The sequence below is a fragment of the Spirosoma luteolum genome, assembly GCF_054778875.1.
The window spans coordinates 22,203-37,227 of sequence record NZ_BAAGZE010000018.1 but is presented as its reverse complement, the minus strand read 5'-3'; the positions used below and the strand labels follow the sequence as shown (position 1 = coordinate 37,227).

General features: G+C 56.0%; 14 protein-coding genes. 7 read left to right on the top strand and 7 right to left on the bottom strand.

The genetic code is table 11. The annotated features are described in order from the left end of the window. The first annotated feature begins 234 nt into the window (after positions 1–234). The 5 genes from ACYVAC_RS16720 (at position 235) to ACYVAC_RS16700 (ending at position 5,023) form a co-directional block, all read left to right on the top strand. A complete protein-coding gene (locus ACYVAC_RS16720; protein WP_461098899.1) occupies positions 235–804 on the top strand; it encodes an RNA polymerase sigma factor in 570 nt (189 codons plus the stop codon). Next, positions 804–2,405, top strand: coding sequence for a hypothetical protein (locus ACYVAC_RS16715; RefSeq protein WP_461098898.1), 1,602 nt, complete (start codon positions 804–806; stop codon positions 2,403–2,405). Before ACYVAC_RS16720 ends, ACYVAC_RS16715 begins: the two co-directional genes overlap by 1 nt. A 57-nt stretch (positions 2,406–2,462) precedes the next feature. Further along, positions 2,463–3,707 carry a serpin family protein gene (locus ACYVAC_RS16710; RefSeq protein ID WP_461098897.1) on the top strand — a complete coding sequence of 415 codons (1,245 nt, stop codon included), beginning with the start codon at positions 2,463–2,465 and terminating at the stop codon, positions 3,705–3,707. Beyond that, complete coding sequence (locus ACYVAC_RS16705) at positions 3,704–4,153, top strand: hypothetical protein (protein ID WP_461098896.1); 450 nt, start codon at positions 3,704–3,706, stop codon at positions 4,151–4,153. The genes ACYVAC_RS16710 and ACYVAC_RS16705 overlap by 4 nt, the downstream gene beginning before the upstream one ends. Positions 4,154–4,828: 675 nt before the next feature. After that, positions 4,829–5,023, top strand: coding sequence for a hypothetical protein (locus ACYVAC_RS16700; protein ID WP_461098895.1), 195 nt, complete (start codon positions 4,829–4,831; stop codon positions 5,021–5,023). 105 nt (positions 5,024–5,128) lie between these two features. On the opposite strand, the gene typA is transcribed toward ACYVAC_RS16700, so the two are convergent. Continuing rightward, entirely contained in the window at positions 5,129–6,943 is a 1,815-nt protein-coding gene (gene typA, locus ACYVAC_RS16695) for a translational GTPase TypA (protein ID WP_461098894.1), read from the bottom strand. 216 nt (positions 6,944–7,159) lie between these two features. Continuing rightward, positions 7,160–7,390, bottom strand: coding sequence for a hypothetical protein (locus tag ACYVAC_RS16690; protein WP_461098892.1), 231 nt, complete (start codon positions 7,388–7,390; stop codon positions 7,160–7,162). 50 nt (positions 7,391–7,440) lie between these two features. Between ACYVAC_RS16690 and ACYVAC_RS16685 the strand changes: the two genes are divergently transcribed. Continuing rightward, on the top strand, positions 7,441–7,890 hold the full coding sequence (locus tag ACYVAC_RS16685) for a gamma-glutamylcyclotransferase family protein (protein WP_461098891.1): 450 nt from the start codon (positions 7,441–7,443) through the stop codon (positions 7,888–7,890). Between the two features lie 35 nt (positions 7,891–7,925). Here ACYVAC_RS16685 and ACYVAC_RS16680 read toward each other — a convergent pair whose 3' ends face one another. The 4 genes from ACYVAC_RS16680 to ACYVAC_RS16665 all read right to left on the bottom strand — a co-directional run bounded on the left by ACYVAC_RS16680 (position 7,926) and on the right by ACYVAC_RS16665 (position 12,094). Further along, positions 7,926–8,249 carry a hypothetical protein gene (locus ACYVAC_RS16680; protein ID WP_461098890.1) on the bottom strand — a complete coding sequence of 108 codons (324 nt, stop codon included), beginning with the start codon at positions 8,247–8,249 and terminating at the stop codon, positions 7,926–7,928. A 145-nt stretch (positions 8,250–8,394) separates the two neighbouring features. After that, entirely contained in the window at positions 8,395–9,246 is an 852-nt protein-coding gene (locus tag ACYVAC_RS16675) for a dienelactone hydrolase family protein (protein WP_461098889.1), read from the bottom strand. Positions 9,247–9,317: 71 nt separating this feature from the next. After that, positions 9,318–10,598, bottom strand: a complete 1,281-nt coding sequence (locus ACYVAC_RS16670; protein ID WP_461098888.1) for a metallophosphoesterase — start codon at positions 10,596–10,598, stop codon at positions 9,318–9,320. A 101-nt stretch (positions 10,599–10,699) separates the two neighbouring features. Continuing rightward, on the bottom strand, positions 10,700–12,094 hold the full coding sequence (locus ACYVAC_RS16665) for a glycoside hydrolase family 140 protein (RefSeq protein ID WP_461098887.1): 1,395 nt from the start codon (positions 12,092–12,094) through the stop codon (positions 10,700–10,702). 115 nt (positions 12,095–12,209) lie between these two features. Here ACYVAC_RS16665 and ACYVAC_RS16660 point away from each other — a divergent pair, with 115 nt between their 5' ends. Further along, entirely contained in the window at positions 12,210–13,733 is a 1,524-nt protein-coding gene (locus ACYVAC_RS16660) for a hypothetical protein (protein ID WP_461098886.1), read from the top strand. Here the strand turns inward: ACYVAC_RS16660 and recF are convergent. After that, positions 13,728–14,843, bottom strand: coding sequence for a DNA replication/repair protein RecF (gene recF / locus ACYVAC_RS16655; RefSeq protein ID WP_461098885.1), 1,116 nt, complete (start codon positions 14,841–14,843; stop codon positions 13,728–13,730). The two genes, ACYVAC_RS16660 and recF, sit on opposite strands and share 6 nt — an antisense overlap. Between the last annotated feature and the right edge of the window lie 182 nt (positions 14,844–15,025).

Sequence of the window (15,025 nt, the reverse complement as noted above, 5' to 3'; positions counted from 1 at the left end):
CGATGCGCGGGCGGAGCCGGGTATTACGGGACTACGAAGGTGGCAATTTAGGCACATATACTCGCCCAACGTTCGTTCGGATTGCCCCTTCTGCCTTTCATTACCGGCAAAGCCTGCGCCACAATTCGTTTTAGGAACCCCAAAACGGGTAACTACCGCCCAGGCAATAAAAAAAATTTAAGCCGGGTCCAACCGTTACTTCTGGAAGAGGGTCTTTTATGCATCAACGTTGGTATGCAGGATGAATACGAATTAGTCGAAGGGTGCCGTCGGCAGGACCGTATCGTGCAGCGACAGCTCTATGAGCGGTTTGCCGGGAAACTCTTTGTGGTTTGTAAACGGTATGTACGCGACCCTGACGAAGCCGAAGACGTGTTGCAGGATGCTTTTGTGAAGATATACCGGCATATCGACAGCTTTCGCTTCGAATGCCCGCTGGAAGCCTGGCTTAAACGGGTTGTTATCAACACGGCCCTGAAACACCTGCGCAAACAGAAGCCGTGGGAACACAACAGTGATATCGACGATGTGGCACCTACGCTGGCGCAGGCCGACACCAGCCTGCCAACGCTTAACTACAAGTATCTGCTTGAGCTTGTTCAGGAATTGCCGCTGGGCTGCCGCACCGTGTTTAATCTCTATGCCATTGAGGGGTTTAACCACCCCGAAATTGCGGAAATGCTGTCCATTGCGGAGGGTACGTCCAAATCACAATACGCCCGCGCCCGAACACTGCTGCAGCAAAAACTGCGCGCCGAGGATCGGCCTCTGCAAAACCTTCCACCCCGAACAACAACGACCTGATGAGCGATTTGGAACCTATACCGGACGACTTTTGGCGGAAAGCGTTCGACGATGCCGAAGAGGCTCCCCCGCCCCGTGTGTGGGCGGCCATTGAACGCCAGCTCGACGATGACCGGGCGGCTGCGGTGGTGCCCCTGCTACCACCGGCTACCACCGCCGGCTACCGCCTTGGCACCTGGGGCCTGGGTGTAGCGGCCTCTGTACTGCTGTTGCTCGCCGGCTGGTGGCTGACCACCCGCCCCACTGCCAGCACTCCGCAACCTGCTATAGCCCGAATTGAAAAAAAACAGCCTACGGTTCAGCCAGAAGCAGCTACACCCGACCCGGCAACCCGGCCGGACAGCCATGCGCCAGTAGCCAATCAGCCAGTAGCCCCAGTGGTTTCCATTGATCAGGTACCCACAGTAGCCCAGGTTGATCCGATAGCGAACACTCCCCAGCCAGACGTATCGCTCTCCATCACGGGAGCCGATAAACTGGCCAGGCTCGACCCGCCGTCGACGTCTGCCCCGGCTCTGCCTGCCGGGCAGCGGATCACCACGTTTTCGGCCATGCAGCTCGTGGCTGCTTCTACACCAGCGGTCAAGGCCGAAATCGCAGCTACCGATCAGGCTGCCCCTGTCGATGCATTGGTTTCGTCATCAGCACCAACGCAACCAACGGCGACCCTGGCCACGATCGGCCGCCTTTCGGCCCGTCAGGCAAGTCTGCGGGGTGCACGGCCTATTCAGCGTATCGTCTGGATCAGTCCGGAGGCCCCCTACGATGTAGCAGCGGTGGCAAAACCCCGGGCTGCTACCAGAAAAAACGACCGCTGGGCATCGGTTAGCCTGATGCCGGGCTCGTTTGATCCGGCGCTGGCGCTGCAAAGCTCCTCGGTGCCGGGCGTAGCCCAGGTGCGGGCCTTCAATAGCCTGTCGTCGGGGGGGAGCTCGCTGATTGGCAGCCGCCCCGACCTGTCTATGGCGTATCAGGTGAGTGGCGGCATGGCACTCTCGGAACACTGGACGGTCGAAACCGGGGTAGGTTATCTGGCCTGTCAGTCGACCGTCACCAGTCCGGCCCTGTTCTCCGCGCAGAACAGTGTATCGTCGAGTCTGGTCAACACGGCGCCCAATGCCAGCGGTAATCTTTACCTCGACGTGCTACAGAGTCAGAAACAAACCGGACAGGCCGTTTACTCGGCCGCAGCCGACAAGCAGGTCACGTATGCCTATCAGCAACGTCAGTACAATGTACAGGAGCAGCAGACGCTGACCAACCAATACCAGTTTGTACAGGTACCGGTACAGGTCGGCTACCAGCTTCGGCCGAAAAAGCGGTTTGGCTTATCGTTACTGGGCGGGATGCTGGCCAACGTCTTTGTGAAAAACTCGGTGGGTAGTCAGCTGACGGTTACGTCCGACGATGGCGTGTACAAGCCGGTATCGGTGGCCGCGCTGGTCGGTGCCCGGTTCCGCTATCGGCCAACGGTTCACTGGTCGGCCTCGCTGGCCGGTGTCTATCAGCCATCACTCAGCACCATAACCCAGCCCGGCTCGGCCATCGACAGTCGCCCAACCACATCCGGAATGAGTTTCGGGCTCGATTACCACTTCTGATGTGCTGTACCTGTTGACGTCGTTTGCGCGACCCCACTTCATGACGCTGAAACTGCTATGAACAAGCCACTTTTTTCGCTCATTGCGGGTAGTATGCTGGCAACACTCGGCTGCCATCAACCCACCTCACCCGTGGTTTCGCCCACCCCCGTCGACACGCTGGGGCGCGCCGAACTGCGGGTTTCGGCACCGTTTGCCAACCAGACAGCACAGTTCGCCTTCGATCTGGCCAACCGGGTCGCCCGGCAAACGGGGACGTCGAAAAACATGTTTATCTCGCCCCTGAGCCTGCACATGGCGCTGGGCATGCTGCTCAACGGTGCGAGTGGACAAACGGCCAGTGAAATTCAGCAGACGCTCAAACTCGATGCGCAAACCCTGAGTGAGGCCAACACTACTTATAAAAAACTCCTGACCAACTTACCCGGTCTCGACCCGCAGGTAACGCTCAGGCTGGGCAACTCGGTCTGGTACCGGCAATCGTTTACCGTGCTGCCCGCCTATCAGGATCTGCTGAAGCAGACCTTCAACGCCACCATATCGGCCGAAGACTTTGACTCGCCCGCCACGGTTGGCAAAATCAACGCCTGGGCCAGTCAGCAAACGCAGGGAAAAATTCAGCAGGTGATTCAGACCATACAGCCTGAAAACGTGCTGTTTGTGCTGAATGCGCTCTACGTAAAAGGTACCTGGAAAACCCAGTTTGTGCCCTCGCTGACGTACGATGCGCCCTTTACGACGCCGAGCGGGGTTGACAAGACGGTTCGGATGATGCGGCAGAAGACCAGCATGCGCCGGGCCTTCCGCGACGGTTACGCGGCCTTCGAACTGCCTTACGGCAACGATCAGTATGCCATGACCATTCTACTGCCAGCACCCAATGGATCGGCCGATGCGCTCCTGCAACGCTTCAGCGCCAGCGAATGGACGCAATTGCAACAGAATATGACCGTTGGTAGTATGGATATTGGGCTCCCCAAATTCACACTGCGGTACGAAGCCGGATTGAACAGCATCCTGAGCGATATGGGTATGCCCACCGCCTTCTCTACCCGCGCCGACTTTACACGCATGAACGCAGCCGGCGGGTTAACCCTGAGCTTCGTCAAGCAGCATGCGTTCATCAGCGTCGACGAGCAGGGCACTGAGGCTGCTGCCGTAACAACCGGGGGTGTATCGACCACATCGGTGCAGATGCCGACCCTCTGCGATCGGCCCTTTGTCTTCGTTATCCACGAAAAAAACACGAACACCATTTTATTCGTCGGTAAGATTGCCGACCCAACCCAGATCGATTCATGAAACAAATGCTGCTCGTAGTGTTACTGCTTGGCATCTCGACCCTGCAATGCCGGCAGGCAGCCGTCACGCCAGACCCGATCATTACCAGATTGGTTGGCACCTGGCAGCTGACGAGCGCCGGCAACGATTCGACAGCGGGCAGCACGCTCATCTTTTCGCTCGATACGGCTAATCCGCCCCACGACATCACGTCGTTCGATGTACGGGGGAAAGGCCCGGTACGAACGTTTACGGGCCGTATGTACGCAACCGTCGATGGGACAATGCAGATCAACGAACTACGCACCATGACCGAAACCGGTCCGGCGCCGTTGCTCACCACCGACGCCCGCTATCAGCTTAACCTGGGCAGCGTGGCCCGATTCTCGCAACCCGCCGATAACCAGCTCCAGCTGCATTTCGGCAGTCCTACGGCGGGCACGCTTCTGTACAAACGCTCACCCTGATGCACAGCCATGACTTTGACCGACCGTTTGTTCTCACTACCATCCGAGGTAACGCTGGCCAACCAGCTTGCTGCCCATAACAGAGCCAGCTCTCTCAGTCGGGAGTCGGGAGGTGGGATACTAGATGGGTATGACGACAGTTGTGGTGAGTAATCAAGCGTTCGGCCGTTGGAGATCCCTGCCAATACGCTGAACAGACAATTTCATCCAGTACAACGATTGACTTTTTGTGTAAGACCAATATTACCCGGCCGTAGTCAGGACAGCCGGGTAATTTTTTTAGGCAGCTTCCAGTCGCAGCTGTTTTCGCTACCCTCTTTACAGGCCATTATCGGTCAACAAACAGATATCCTGCCAACTGGCACCTGACCGTTTACTATGGTATACATAGCCTGTAGACCGACAAATTTTATCCCAGCAACACGCCAACAGACCCTAGCTAACTAATTCAATTTCAATAAATTAATCTTACCATCTTGCATAAATTAGGCTTTCTCAGCAGACACGATTGGATGTATTTGGAGCAGGCCGTTGGATAAGTAAGGATCAACAATTCATTTAATAGCCTGTTATAAGGCATAGCTAGGGCGAACTTTGTATCCATGTTATCGCCCGATATGTCGAAAGTCAACGCGCCATAAACGGATTCAATTTACTCAACACGCTACACACACTATGAAGAAGGCTTTTATGCTCATCACAGGTGGTTCGCTCTTTGTATCAGCTTACCTGCACATCCATCGCCAAAACGAGTACTTAGCTGCTCAACCAGTTTCGGAAACCGTTCCTGCTGAATCACAGCCGACCCTTCGCAAAGTACCCGCTGATGTAGCGTCTAACCTGGCCTTTCGTCTTGCACCGCTGTACTGATCTACTCCATACTCTTAACCAAAAAAGGGCCTCCCGAATCCGGGAGGCCCTTTTTTATGGTATTAGCATCAGGCTACACCGGGTGGTGTAACCTGACCTATGGCCTTAGGCCATGGCAAATTTGCTCTGGTTGCGTTTCCGCTCATTCTCGTCGAGGTAGATCTTCCGGATCCGCATCGATTTCGGCGTTACTTCCAGGTATTCATCTTTCTGAATGTACTCCATCGACTCTTCCAGCGAGAACGCGATTTTCGGCGCAATCTTCACGTTGTTGTCCGAACCCGATGCACGCATGTTGGTCAGCTGCTTGGCGGTCGTTACGTTGACCACGATGTCGTTCTGGCGGTTGTGTTCGCCAATAACCTGACCCGTGTAAATCTCGTCGCCTGGCTCGATGAAGAACACGCCCCGATCCTGCAGTTTGTCGATCGAGTAGGCCGTAGCGGCTCCGCTCGTCATCGAGATCAGCGAGCCGTTGATCCGCTCGGGGATAGCCCCTTTGAACGGCTGGTATTCCTTAAACCGGTGCGACATAACCGCTTCCCCGAAGGTAGCTGTCAGTACGTTCGACCGAAGCCCGATCAGGCCGCGCGACGGAATTTCAAACTCCAGGTGCTGCAGATCGCCTTTCGGCTCCATAATCAGCAGGTCACCTTTCCGCTGCGTAGCCAGTTCGATTACTTTACCGGCCGTTTCTTCGGGCACGTCGACCACCAGGGTTTCGATCGGCTCGAGTTTCTGCCCGTTTTCATCTTCTTTGTAGAGCACCTGTGGCTGACCAACCTGCAGCTCGTAGCCTTCGCGACGCATGGTCTCAATCAGAACCGAAAGGTGCAGAATACCCCGGCCAAACACCAGGAAGCGGTCTTCGCTGTCGGTCGCTTCAACGCGCAGGGCGAGGTTTTTCTCGATCTCCTTGTAAAGCCGGTCGCGCAGGTGACGCGACGTCACGAACTTACCTTCTTTGCCGAAGAATGGCGAGTTGTTGATCGTGAACAGCATGTTCATGGTCGGCTCGTCGACCGAAATCCGGGGCAGTGCTTCCGGATTTTCCATGTCCGTAATCGTGTCACCGATCTCGAAATCTTCCAGACCCGTTACGGCGCAGATATCGCCACAGGCTACTTCAGGCACTTTTACTTTGCCCAGACCTTCGAACGAATGCAGTTCTTTGATCCGAACGCGTTTTATGGTACCATCTGATTTCACCAGTGCCATCGAGGCACCTTCTTTCAACGTACCACGGTGTACACGACCGATGGCAATCCGGCCAACGAATGCCGAATAGTCGAGCGATGTAATCTGCATCTGGGGCAGCCCTTCATTCATCGGCGCAGCCGGGATCGTGGCCACGATCGTATCCAGCAGATACGTGATGTTATCGGTTGGCGTTTTCCAGTCGGGGCCCATCCAGCCCTGTTTCGACGAACCGTATACGGTCGGAAAGTCGAGCTGATCTTCGGTAGCACCCAGGTTAAACATCAGGTCGAACACCTGCTCGTGTACTTCTTCAGGCCGGCAGTTTTCTTTGTCGACCTTGTTGACGATCACGATTGGTTTCAGACCCAGCTGAAGGGCTTTGCTCAGAACGAAGCGGGTTTGAGGCATGGCACCTTCAAAGGCATCGACCAGCAGGCAAACGCCATCGGCCATTTTCAGAACGCGCTCTACCTCACCGCCGAAGTCACTGTGGCCCGGCGTATCGATGATATTGATCTTTACGTCTTTGTAACGTACCGAAACGTTTTTGGATACGATGGTAATCCCCCGTTCGCGTTCCAGGTCGTTGTTATCGAGGATCAGGTCGCCAAATTCCTGATTCTCCCGAAAGAGCTTTGACGCGTGAATAATCTTGTCGACCAGCGTTGTTTTGCCGTGGTCAACGTGGGCAATAATGGCTATGTTGCGAATCGATTGCATACAGTAGTCTGAACTGTGATTTACGTGATTTGCCTGAACAGTGATTCGGATAAATCAGCAAAATCGGCCAATTATGTAAATCAATGTTCGTGATGAATTTCAGCCCGCAAAGGTACGAAACTTTACGCTGAAACACAGAATTTTACAACTTATTCCTGCAAAAAAGGCCCAGGATTGGGCCTATCTCTGTTATAAATGCAATTTGTTAACATTCACTTAATGATTTGGACAGCCGCAGGGGTTCTTTTTGCGGAATAAACCCGTGTTGAAGAGCCCACCCCGGCGGGGCTTGAAGCCTTTGCGCTTGCGTCCAATCGACACCGATTGCGGGTCGGCCGTGCGCGAACGAGCCTGCACCTCCGCAGGCAAATCAACAACGATCAGGGTGCTGACCAGCAGGATGATGAATGGGCTTCGTTTCATGACACTGTATTCGTTTTGTTTCATAACGTCGAACGGACAACAATCGTCCGACAATTCTCCTTTTTTTCTTGCTAATGAACACGGAATCAGTCTATCTGTTTGTCTATGGCACCCTCTTACCCACCTTTGCCAACCCCTATGCCTACAAGCTGACGCGGCAGGCACGCTACGTTGGTCCCGGCCAGCTCAGGGGGGCACTTTATGACTTGGGCAGCTATCCCGGTGCCATTTTCGATCCGGCCAGTGAACAGGTGATACTGGGCGCCGTGTATGCCCTGAACGACCCCTCCAATGCACTGCTGCGCGACCTTGACGACTACGAGGCTGTTGGCAGCAATAATCCGACCAGCACCAGCCCCGACGAATACATCCGCCGGCAGTGTCCGGTCTGGTGCATCGATCACTGGCTACAGAGTTGGGTCTACCTGTACAACCATCCGCTTACAACGGCCATTCGGATCGATTCCGGTGATTACGTGGCCTGGCAAGCGCGTAGCGATACCAAAAAAAATACCGACCTATAGCAGGCCGGTATTTTTTAACTCCAGGCAACCAAACTTTACCTTGGACCCCGGTATCCTCCGCCACCACCACGACGACCACCGCCGTTATAGCCGGAGCGGGCGTTTGGGGCATACGAAGGCCGGTTGTTATAAGAGGGGCGTGAGGGCACTATGTACGTACGACGCTGCACAACAACGGGCGGCCGGTAGTAAGGCCGGTATCCGTAGCCATACGAAGGGCCATAGTAGGGACGTGGACCATAATACCCCCCGTAGGCCGGGCCGGTACCAACGCCAACGTACGAGGGACCACAGCTGGCCAGCAGAACGATCATCAGACCGGCCATGAGCCAGGGCATTTGTTTTTTTATCGTTTTCATGAGCAGGCTTGGTTTTGATTGTCAACCCGTTTGGTGGTTAGACAATGGCTGTAAGCATAGGTTTAATTCTATAGTTTAAAAACGAAACACACGGCCGTTTGGTGCCGTGTGTTTCGATAAGCCAGTCTGAAAACAGCAACAATGCTTATGCTTTCAGCTTGCTTTTCAGGTACGTGATCGACCGTTTGTAGGCATCTTCGGTAGCAGCCTTATCAAAGTTCGGATTGCTTGGGTTCGCAAATGCGTGGTTAGCATCGTACATTTTAACCGACACTTTTTCGCCTGCCTTCTTCATGTTCTCTTCGAATTCGGTGACCGACTTGGTCGGGATAAACCCGTCCTTGCTCCCAAAGAAAGCCAGTACGTCGGTGTCGAGCATTTTTAGCTTGTCGACATCCTGAATCGGGAAGCCATAGTACATCACGCAGCCAACAGCCTGCTTGCCCGACAGAATGGCCGACTGAAGCGACAGCATACCACCAAAGCACCAGCCAACGCTGGCTACCGTAGCTTTGGGACCGGCATAAGCCAGGGCACCTTTTGTGATGCTCTGGAGCCGGTTCTGATCGGCACCCTGCATGTACTTGGCGGCATCTTCCTGTTTGGTGGCAACCTTGCCATCATACATATCGAGGGCCAGCACGTTCACGTTCGACAGGTCGTTGTAATACGTTTCAGCTTCCTTCTTGATGTGATCATTCAGACCCCACCACTCCTGATACACAAACAGCCATTTGTTGGACGGTTTCTTTGCTTTCAGCAGGAAACCATTGGCCATCTGCCCATCAGGCGTTTTAAATTTTACCATCTCACCGGCTGCGCTCGTGTACTTGAAGGGCAGGGGCTCAGCGTGCGCTTTGATGAAATCGGGGTTGGTGGCCAGCAGGGCCATACCATTGGCAGCGCCATGACAGAGCGGGATGGCAGGCTCTTCTTTTTTCTCAGGCGCGAAGAATGACAGTACCAGAGCAGTCAGGCTGATAAAGCTGATTTTCATAGGAATAAGTATCGTTGATTATTTTTCGTGTTGCTACACGGGTCTTTAACCCGTTGACCAGGGTTTTGGTTTTAGGCCTTCACCAATTCGAAAATAGTGATCTCGGGCAGGATACCCACCCGCCCCGGATACCCGATATAGCCATAGCCCCGGTTTACGTAAAGCCGCTGGTTGCCTTCCGTATATAAACCAGCCCACTGCTTGTAAAAATACTGGGCCGGGCTCCAGCGAACATCGCCCAACTCGACGCCAAACTGAGCCCCGTGGGTATGTCCGCTGAACGTAACGTCGATATCACTGTATTTGGGCCGAACCTCGGCATCCCAGTGGGTGGGGTCGTGCGAGAGCAGCAGCTTGACCGGGTATTCCTGCGCTCCCGCATAAGCTTTGGCCAGATTACCGGCACGCAGGGCCGCCGGACCGAAGCCCAGGTTTTGTACACCGATCAAGGCCAGCTTGTCGCCGTTGAGCGTGATGATCCGGTTTTCGTCGAGCAGGATATCCCAGCCCATCTGCTTGTGCGCAGCCACCACGTTCAGCACATTCTGGCGCTCGGCCTGCAAACTTGGCCACTGCACGTACTTGCCATAGTCGTGGTTACCCAGTGTCGAATACACACCCAGCGGGGCCTTCACCTTGTTGAAGATATCGATGTAGCTGTTGACCTCATCGGCGTGGCTGTTGACCAGATCGCCGGTAAAGAAAACCATGTCGGGTTTCTGGCCCATCAGCATCTCGACCCCGCCTTTGACGGCTGTTTTATTGAAAAAGCTACCCGAGTGAATATCCGACAGCTGCGCGATGGTCATCCCGTTGAAACCCGAGGGCAGATTCCTGAGGGGTAATTTTATGCGCCGGATGCGGTAATCATGAGCCCCCGACAGAATACCCCACGAGAAGCTGACCAGTGGCACCGAGCTGGCAATCAGGGCGGTTTTCATCAGAAACTCCGACCGTGGAATGGCATCGGTGGCCGGTATGGTGGCGCCTGAGCCATCGACCACCGCTTCGCGTACTTCGGGTTTGTAGAACAGACCCACCAGCCAGCGGAAAAACCGACCCAGGTCGTCGATGGCGATGATCAGCACGGCGAAAACCTTGGAGAAGTAGGGTATGGCAATACCCGCCCAGATAAACGTCCGGGTCTGGCGACTCAGTGAATCGGCCGGCAGAAACTGCATCAGCAGGTAAGCTGCCAGGGTCAGCCCGGTAAAACCCCAGTAGACAAGCGCAATCGTACGCTGTGTACTGTCGGAAGCCGATCGGCTCACGTATTTAATAGCCTGATAGACATACGTATCGATCAGCAGAAAAATCGCCGGGGCGATAAAGACCAGAGCAGCGCGATTCATGAAAACGAGGTAGGAGATGCCGTTCGCGACCCTGCGAACCTACTCCCCCTAACGCAATCACCGATGGTTTGGTTACAGGGGCGGCTGCTTTGACGGGCACCCTAGATCGGCGGATAGTTTCGGCTGGCAGCATCGAGTACCAGCACCCAGTCCTGACCATAGCCAACCGACGGCGGCACCAGACGCTGTTGCCCCCGATTGGCGAACTGCCCAGCTGCCTGCTGTCGGCCCGTTCTGGGGTCGAACCAGGTAGCTGTCAGCACCTTGCCCGCCAGCTTGCCCAGCACCACCGTAAACGGTTTACCGGCAGCCGAATAGATAAGGGCATAGTCGCGCCCGCGACTTGCCTGAACGCGTTCGGCAGGGGGAGTATGGGGGTTAAGCAGCATCGACTGATCGGGAACCCGATCGAGCAGCGGGCGGGCCATCAGCAACCGGCGTACATACTGCATCTGATTGGCACCCGGCAGGTCCAGCGCGTCGCGCCAGCCAACATGGGGGCCGTTGACAGGCTCCCGGCCGGGGGCAGCAAACTGCCAGACAGGATGGCAGCCGTACGTATGGCCGTGAGCGCCCGCCATCAGCGCCAGGTAAGCCGATTTGCGTACGTCGTAGGCACTCGATGTGCCCAGATCGCGGGCGTTGAAACAAACCGGATGGTCTTCATAGATCGGTTCAGCATCCATAGTTGGTTTGGTAGGCTGGTTCCGGTAGCTTGTCTGAATATAGTCGTAAACGGGCGTATCGCGGCAGTGGCCGGTCTGGTGCATCGAAAAATCGAACCAGGCGTCGCGCTGAAACCATTTACCTGAGCCGCCAGCATCTACAGGCAGGGGTTGGGGGTGAAAACTTATCAGCGCCCGATCGGGGGCACCTACGCCCGCTTCGATGCCCCGGGCCATGGCACGCCATACGGCCAGATCCGTTGACCCATCGCGCGGCAGCCGATCGCCCCCCAGTATCCAGATCAGATTCGACCGATTTTTGTAACGATTCCCGATCCAGCGGCCATACGTAAAAGCATTGTCGGGCGTAAAAATTTCGGGCCCGGCTCCCCAGCTTGCTTTAAACAGCTTATCGCCCCAGGTGGGCAGCAGACCGATAACCAGCCCCAGCGCAGCTGCTTTGTCGATCACGTAGTCGACATGCCGGAAATAAGCTTCGTTTGGTGTGGTCGGATCGTTGTTCAGCAGCGGGCGATCGCCCAGTGCATTGGGTGTATTCAGCCCATCGAGTTCGGCCAGCGCCACAGCCTGAATCACGGTGAACCCCTGCTCGGCCCGACGCTGTAGGTACCAGTCGGCCTCGGCCCGGTCGAGCCGGTGAAACACCTCCCAGGCTGTATCACCCAGATAAACAAACGGCGCTCCGTCGGCCTGTACCAGATACCGCCCATTTGCCGAAACACGCAACGGCCCTCGCAGGTCAGGGCGAGACTGCGCCTGGCCAAAGCAGGCTGAGAGCAGTAGAAGAAACAGCAGGCTGCGTTTTTTCATCGACTGAAGGGGTGATTGACAGCAGCATCGACAAAGCCGGTTGGCCGTATGCTGAACGAATCGGAAAGCCACCCGTTTAGCCTAACTACTTTAGTCAACCCAGCCTTCTGCGCCTATGGACCTGCACGCCGGCCCCCTGACTGTTACGTATGATTCGGGTACTGTCCGCCTGTTCCGGATAGGGGACGAAGAAGTGTTGCGCATGATCTACGCCGGCCTCCGCGATGCCGACTGGAATACCGCTTCGCTGGTCCGAACCAATGAGTCGATCACCGACCACGGCGATTCTTTTCAGATTCGGTACGACTGGCAATCGATACATTCGCCCATAGCTATGACTGGCCATCTAACCATCGAGGGCACGGTCGACGGCAGTCTAACCGTTGATTTCCACGGCCAGGCCCAGGCCGATTTCTACCGCAACCGGATCGGGCTGTGTGTGCTGCATCCTGTTGAGGGGCTTGCCGGTCAGCCCGTCTGGATTGAACACCCCGATGGCAACACATCGGAAACCGTTTTTCCATCGCTGATTAGCCCCATCACTCCGTTTCTGAACATACGAGGTATGCGCTGGCAGATGGCCTCAGGACAACCGTTCCGACTGACCTACGAAGGCGATGTATTCGAGACCGAAGATCAGCGCAACTGGACCGATGCCTCCTATAAAACCTACAGCACCCCCTCAGCCCTGCCCATTCCGGCTTTCGTGCCCGCCGGCACCATCGTAACGCAACGCGTTCGGTTCGAACGGCTCCCCCAGAACCTGACGGGCCCGATAACGCCGTCAACCGCTTCGTACGCGCTGCCCCGCCTGGGTCTGGGCGCTCGGGCCGATGGCGTTCCGCTAACGGCCAACGAAGCCGATCGGCTCAAAGCCTGCGCCATTGCTCACCTGCGGGCCGATGTATTTTTCACAAATCCGGACTGGCCAACCGGGCTGATGCGGGCCAGTCGGGATGCCCGGCTACTGGGTGTACCGCTCGAACTGGCGCTGTTCTTTACCGATACCCCCGCTGCCGACGCCGAGGCCCTGGCTGCCTTTGTGCAGGCCGAGCAGCCAGCTATCTGGGCCATGTCACTGTTTGAAGCCAGCCACTGGCGCACCACCGCTGCCCTGCTCGATGCCGTGCTGACACCCCTGCGAACAGCTTTTCCGAAGGTGCTGCTCGGAGCCGGCACCGACGCCAATTTTGTGGAGATCAACCAACACCGGCTTTCCTACGACCGGGTCGATTTTGTTACGTATTCGATCAATCCGCAGGCGCACCTGACCGACAGTCGCACAATGCTGGAAAACACCGCAGCACAGGCCGATACGGTGGCCACAGCCCGGGTCTTCTCGGGCGGTAAACCGATTCATATATCGCCCATTACGCTGAATCCCCGGTTCAACCCTGTTGCACAGGATGCGGCAGCCACCCTGGCGGGCCACCCTGTACCCAAGGTTGATCCACGTCACCACACGACCTTTTGCGCTGAATGGACGGCCCGCAGCCTGGCCACGCTGACCCGGGCGGGCGCAGCATCGGTCACGTATTTCGAAACGCACGGACCGCGCGGACTACTGGATGAAACAACCGATTTTCCGGTGCTGCAGCTGTTCCGGCAACCGGCATCAGCGCTTAATTATCCGCTATAAACCGATCTCCATAAACCGCACGTCGGCTTTTACATCGGTCAGCAGCGACCGGGTGCGCTCGGGCCGCGCGTCGGTGATGAAGAGCTGCCCAAACGCCCCCTCATCCATAAGCTGAATAAGCTTACCAATCCGACGATCGTCGAGCTTGTCGAAGATATCATCGAGCAGCAGGATAGGATGTGTTTTTTTTTCGACCCGAAGCCCATCGTACTGGGCCAGTTTGAGCGCAATCACGAATGTCTTTTGCTGGCCCTGCGAACCAAATTTCTTCAGCGGTACTCCACCGATCAGAAAATTGTAATCGTCTTTGTGCACCCCCATGGTGGTGCGCTGCATCACCGTGTCGCGCCGGCGAAAGTGCCGTAACTCGCCTGTAAAATCGGGGTTGCTTACTTCCGACTCATACACAATATCGACCGCTTCCCGCTCCTCGCTCAGGTAGGCGTAGTGTTGTCGGAAACCAGGCAGAAACTCGGCCACGAAGCGCTGTCGCCGGTCATGGATTTTTTGCCCATAGGCCAGCAGTGGCTCATCGTAGGTGTCGAGCAGCTCGTGGTCGACCTGGTTGCGCTCGGCAAACAGCTTGAGCAAACTATTGCGCTGTTTCAGCACCTGCTGGTAGGTAAGGTAGTTGCGGAGGTATTCGGGGTCGAGCTGCGACAGTACCCCGTCGAAAAAGTGGCGCCGGTCTTCGCTGTGTTCCCGCACCAGGTCGGTATCGTTAGGCGCCATCAGCACCACCGGAAACCGGCCGATGTGGTCGCTCACGCGCTCATATGGTTTCTTGTCGGCCATGAGCACCTTACGTTGCCCCCGCTGCAGACTAATCGTGATCTGCACCGCCCGCCCGTGGGTTGACTGCCCCTCCACCGGCTCGCTGTCTTCCTCGAAAACCCCGTCGATAATGAAGTAATCGGCTTCGTGCTGGATACTAAGCGCATCCTGCGGCTGAAAGGCACTTTTACTCAGGGCCAGAAAATAAACCGCATCGAGCAGATTGGTTTTGCCGCTGCCATTGGGCCCGACAATCACGTTTACCTGCTGTCCGAATGTAAACCGGCCGTCGTCGTAGTTTTTAAAATTGGTGAGGCTCAGTTTTTCGAGATGCATAGGTATGGCTCATAACGCGAGATTGCGTAATTTCGCGGCTGTCGGTCCCCAAAATCAGGGTCTGTCACGTACCGATCGTTTTGGTATTGGCAACAAAGATACGGCTGGTTTGTTCGGTTAACAGACCGCACGGACATCCGTCCGGCCGGAAGCCGACCCACTACAGCAGAGACCGATTTAGC

What these genes read in the sequence shown, in the direction of transcription:
- recF (WP_461098885.1), bottom strand. Translation starts at nt 14,843, where the DNA reads ATGCATCTCGAAAAACTGAGCCTCACCAATTTTAAAAACTACGACGAC.
- typA (WP_461098894.1), bottom strand. Translation starts at nt 6,943, where the DNA reads ATGCAATCGATTCGCAACATAGCCATTATTGCCCACGTTGACCACGGC.
- ACYVAC_RS16680 (WP_461098890.1), bottom strand. Translation starts at nt 8,249, where the DNA reads ATGAAAACGATAAAAAAACAAATGCCCTGGCTCATGGCCGGTCTGATG.
- ACYVAC_RS16685 (WP_461098891.1), top strand. Translation starts at nt 7,441, where the DNA reads ATGAACACGGAATCAGTCTATCTGTTTGTCTATGGCACCCTCTTACCC.
- ACYVAC_RS16710 (WP_461098897.1), top strand. Translation starts at nt 2,463, where the DNA reads ATGAACAAGCCACTTTTTTCGCTCATTGCGGGTAGTATGCTGGCAACA.
- ACYVAC_RS16665 (WP_461098887.1), bottom strand. Translation starts at nt 12,094, where the DNA reads ATGAAAAAACGCAGCCTGCTGTTTCTTCTACTGCTCTCAGCCTGCTTT.
- ACYVAC_RS16675 (WP_461098889.1), bottom strand. Translation starts at nt 9,246, where the DNA reads ATGAAAATCAGCTTTATCAGCCTGACTGCTCTGGTACTGTCATTCTTC.
- ACYVAC_RS16720 (WP_461098899.1), top strand. Translation starts at nt 235, where the DNA reads ATGCAGGATGAATACGAATTAGTCGAAGGGTGCCGTCGGCAGGACCGT.
- ACYVAC_RS16705 (WP_461098896.1), top strand. Translation starts at nt 3,704, where the DNA reads ATGAAACAAATGCTGCTCGTAGTGTTACTGCTTGGCATCTCGACCCTG.
- ACYVAC_RS16690 (WP_461098892.1), bottom strand. Translation starts at nt 7,390, where the DNA reads ATGAAACAAAACGAATACAGTGTCATGAAACGAAGCCCATTCATCATC.
- ACYVAC_RS16715 (WP_461098898.1), top strand. Translation starts at nt 804, where the DNA reads ATGAGCGATTTGGAACCTATACCGGACGACTTTTGGCGGAAAGCGTTC.
- ACYVAC_RS16660 (WP_461098886.1), top strand. Translation starts at nt 12,210, where the DNA reads ATGGACCTGCACGCCGGCCCCCTGACTGTTACGTATGATTCGGGTACT.
- ACYVAC_RS16670 (WP_461098888.1), bottom strand. Translation starts at nt 10,598, where the DNA reads ATGAATCGCGCTGCTCTGGTCTTTATCGCCCCGGCGATTTTTCTGCTG.
- ACYVAC_RS16700 (WP_461098895.1), top strand. Translation starts at nt 4,829, where the DNA reads ATGAAGAAGGCTTTTATGCTCATCACAGGTGGTTCGCTCTTTGTATCA.